Origin of the sequence: Acetobacterium fimetarium (genome assembly GCF_014284475.1) — a bacterium.
GTDB lineage: Bacteria > Bacillota > Clostridia > Eubacteriales > Eubacteriaceae > Acetobacterium > Acetobacterium fimetarium.
This window is the reverse complement of sequence record NZ_WJBC01000054.1, coordinates 1-3,409: the sequence shown is the minus strand read 5'-3', so window position 1 is coordinate 3,409 and position 3,409 is coordinate 1. Positions and strand designations below refer to the sequence as shown.

The 3,409-nt window shown below is 45.8% G+C and carries 5 protein-coding genes; all 5 read right to left on the bottom strand.

The features are described 5' to 3' along the window. Positions 1-116: 116 nt before the first annotated feature. A complete protein-coding gene (locus GH808_RS14920) occupies positions 117-431 on the bottom strand; it encodes a DUF6618 family protein (protein WP_186843579.1) in 315 nt (104 codons plus the stop codon). After that, positions 432-1,244, bottom strand: a complete 813-nt coding sequence (locus GH808_RS14915) for an ExeA family protein (protein ID WP_186843578.1) — start codon at positions 1,242-1,244, stop codon at positions 432-434. After that, a complete protein-coding gene (locus GH808_RS14910; protein ID WP_186843577.1) occupies positions 1,237-2,649 on the bottom strand; it encodes a DDE-type integrase/transposase/recombinase in 1,413 nt (470 codons plus the stop codon). Before GH808_RS14910 ends, GH808_RS14915 begins: the two co-directional genes overlap by 8 nt. A 75-nt stretch (positions 2,650-2,724) precedes the next feature. Then, positions 2,725-3,132 (bottom strand): DUF6431 domain-containing protein, encoded by a 408-nt coding sequence (locus tag GH808_RS14905; protein ID WP_186843576.1) that lies wholly within the window; start codon positions 3,130-3,132, stop codon positions 2,725-2,727. After that, on the bottom strand, positions 3,129-3,263 hold the full coding sequence (locus GH808_RS15580) for a hypothetical protein (protein WP_279289697.1): 135 nt from the start codon (positions 3,261-3,263) through the stop codon (positions 3,129-3,131). Before GH808_RS15580 ends, GH808_RS14905 begins: the two co-directional genes overlap by 4 nt. Between the last annotated feature and the right edge of the window lie 146 nt (positions 3,264-3,409).

Genomic DNA, 3,409 nt, shown 5'->3' with positions numbered 1-3,409 from the left:
TGTTAGTGATTTTCTGAGATGACACCATTTCGTTCGCATTCATTGTCTCTTAAATGCTCATATTTTTGTCATCAACCTTTATGGTTTTGATGGCAGGAAAGCCTGCCATCGATTGGTTACTCAATGATTTTACTTAATGCTACAAGTGCACAGGCAACACTGTAAGCATCCACTGATTTCAGTTCTGTATAACCGGTTAATCGTTCGTAGTTCCAGAAACGATCTGTCAGGGATGCCAGTTGTGTTCCAACATCCCAGTTTGGGATGCAGATATAATCACCGTATTGATGATGCCCTACAATCAGATGAAAGGTACTGCCACGTGCAGTGACTTCCACTTCATAGGGGGCTGTAAGTTTTAACGGAAGAATCGTTCCATCCCACGGTTTCATTCCAGAACTGCCGTAACAAGCAAATTTTATTTTTTCCATCTATGCACCGCCCTTAAGCATCTCATGATCGATCACAAAACGAATCATATGATCATCAATCAGATGTTTATTCTGCTGATAAGCATACATGAGGCTCTTTTCACAGATCCGGTTGATCCGTCGTGGGATTCCAGTGGACTCCTTATAAATATCATCCAGAGCAGCATCGGTAAAAATATCTGTCTGACCTTTGGCATAGATGATGTGAGACTGGATATAGTGTCTGGTTTCTGCAAGGTCCAGATGGGGAAGCACACAATTAATATCGATCCGTTGTTTGACTGCCGCATAGCGCTGCAGATTCAATTTATCCCAAAGTTCATTTTGCCCCACTAATACAAGTGCCATGGGGCTCATGGAGTCAAAGCGATAATTGAGCAAAAACCTGAACTCTTCAATGGTTTCCTTCTCCAGCAGGTGTGCTTCATCGAGGATAACAACCACCTTTTTCTGATGTACACCACGGATGATTTCGATCTCCTTCTGAAGCTGGCGTTTGGCATCCCCCCGGTAAAACCGGGATTCTATCCCCAGCTGATCCAGCAGTCCTTTGTAGAACCACCGGGGTGTCAGCCTGGAATCCGACAGATATAAAAAGATGTATTCATCCTTTGGCAGCATGCCCACAAATTTTCGGATTAACGTCGACTTGCCGCAACCGGCATCCCCTGTAACAACCGCGAAGAGCTGATGGTCCGCAGCATAGGTCAACCTTCCGATGGCATCTTCCACATGGGCAGATTCATAGAGTTTATCCGGTGGAACATCCCGGACAAAAGGCGTATGGTTCATTTCAAAGAAGCGCTCATACATGCTCAGTACCGCCTTTTTTAAAACCTTTAAAGGAGATGGCATTGGCAACAGCTATCTGATTTTCATGGCGTTTCTTTTCCAGCGCATCAAGAAAACGTGAACTTCCGGTTTCCAGCATGGATACAGGTAACGTCGGATTCTTGTCACAAAAGGCCCCAATCTTTACCGGACGTGCCTGAAAATCAGCCATACCGGGATGATGAACCGTCAGGATCTCCGGTGTCATCGGATCATAGGCGATTTCAACTTCAAATCCAATCAGAGATGGTTTCGTCTCGTATTTTTTACCCCTGAAGCTGATACATGCACCTTTGTCCACCCGACGTTTTTCATGGTGTAAAAAAGCTTCAGCGACAACGGCGGTATCGATATAAGTCAATGCCCGGGAGTCCCGGTTCCACTCCTGAAGGGGGGTGATGCCTTCTTCCGGTAGGGCGATACCCATGCTTTCATAATACTCTTTGATCCCACCGTGTTTGTTCGTGTGGTAATGCGCCTCGAGAAAGTTTGACCAATGGTGGTTCAAATCTTCCAGCGTTCTGATTTTATGAACTTTTGCCTCTCTCAGATAGGCGTCCACCACCTGGTGGAACTTTTCCACCTTGCCTTTGGATTTTCCACTGCGCACTTTCGCATGCCGGATGGTGATTCCCAGCCTGGCAAGAGACAGCTTCAACTGTTTGGCTACATACTGAGAACCGTTGTCAAAGTAACAGGCATCAAATTTTCCAAACTTGAGAATGCTTTTCCGGAAAGTATCTAAAACGATGGATTCTTCCTGATTGTCATAAAAGACTGAGGAAAGCACATATCTGGAATGATCATCAATCGCTGAAGACAGGTAGGTTTGTACCATTTTGCCGTTTTTGCCGATGGGAAGTTTGGGTCCATATTTGATATCGCCCTGAATCAGCATCATCCGGTGAGGTTTGCAAAATCTTTTGGATGAGCTTTGGCGGGCATCCTGATACATTTGCATCTGCCTGACGCCGAAACCGGCCTTGTAAAGATAGCGTTCCATGGTAGAGCGTTTTAATAGGCCCGGGGCAACGCGGCCTTCCAGTTCCAGTATGAGAATCAGCTGCTCCACCGAACGTTTGGGAACTTCCTTTTTCAGCTGAATGGCTTCTGCCAGAAGTTCGTCGAAATTTTCGGGTAACTTTTTTGATCGGCGCTGTTCCCGGTTCATGGGCTTGAGGCCCGTAAATCCATCTGCGCGGTAGGCAGCTTCATATCGGTAAACGGTCCGGGTTGAGACGCCAAGCCGTTCGGCAATATCGTCCCGGAGCTTCAGCTTTTTGGCCGTGTCCAGCGTTTCATCCAAAAGCGGTGCAATGGCAGCATAGCGTGTAAGTGCCTGCTCTTCCTGCCAGTTGCCCGTTTGTCTATGTTTTGTATTCATCATTATCTACCTCCTATGACGGTAGATTACATCATCCCGGATTGACATTCAAAACAAAGCAGGTGCAAAGGCAATGCTCTAAATCGGCACTAAAAAACTGCCTGCATTATAGATTATCCGCAGGATGGTTTCCAGCCAGACTTCACTGGATTTTCTTAAATGCGTGAGCAATGATATCCTGGCGCTGAGCAAGTCCTCACCCAGTCCAAGCAGGCGATAGCCAATGGATCTCATGTTACCTTCAATGTTGTTCTGATTCCCATTAAACCAGCGCTGCCAACGTTTCATGGTCTGTTCACAGGGATAATCTTCAGCGTCAAGATCATCTGCTGAGATAACGTTATCTAATACCCCTGAAATAATTTCAGCTGCATAGTGTTTATACGGAACAAGAAAGTCCGGAAGAGCATTGTGCAGGCGCTCACAGTGATTGCATTTCAACCGCTCAATCTGGATAAACTGCTTTGTTCCACCCTCAGTTTTCATGATTCTAAGCCTGTAATCACGATGCTGAAGAATGCTTTGGCAATCTGGGCAATAATGGCTATCATGGCCCACATATGAAAAACCTGCAATTCCTCGTTGAAGGAAAGCTGTCCATCTGTTACAATAATCATGGTTCTATACCAGGTCTCAGAGGACACGATCTTGCAGGAGGGGTTCTCTGGGGCCTTTCTCTTTCTCTAGGTTAATGTCATTATACAGAGCAACTCCCAGACATTCAAGTCAATCATTTTTAGGTCAATTTAGTTGGTCAAAAACA

What these genes read in the sequence shown, in the direction of transcription:
- GH808_RS14920 (WP_186843579.1), bottom strand. Translation starts at nt 431, where the DNA reads ATGGAAAAAATAAAATTTGCTTGTTACGGCAGTTCTGGAATGAAACCG.
- GH808_RS14915 (WP_186843578.1), bottom strand. Translation starts at nt 1,244, where the DNA reads ATGTATGAGCGCTTCTTTGAAATGAACCATACGCCTTTTGTCCGGGAT.
- GH808_RS14910 (WP_186843577.1), bottom strand. Translation starts at nt 2,649, where the DNA reads ATGATGAATACAAAACATAGACAAACGGGCAACTGGCAGGAAGAGCAG.
- GH808_RS14905 (WP_186843576.1), bottom strand. Translation starts at nt 3,132, where the DNA reads ATGAAAACTGAGGGTGGAACAAAGCAGTTTATCCAGATTGAGCGGTTG.
- GH808_RS15580 (WP_279289697.1), bottom strand. Translation starts at nt 3,263, where the DNA reads ATGATTATTGTAACAGATGGACAGCTTTCCTTCAACGAGGAATTGCAG.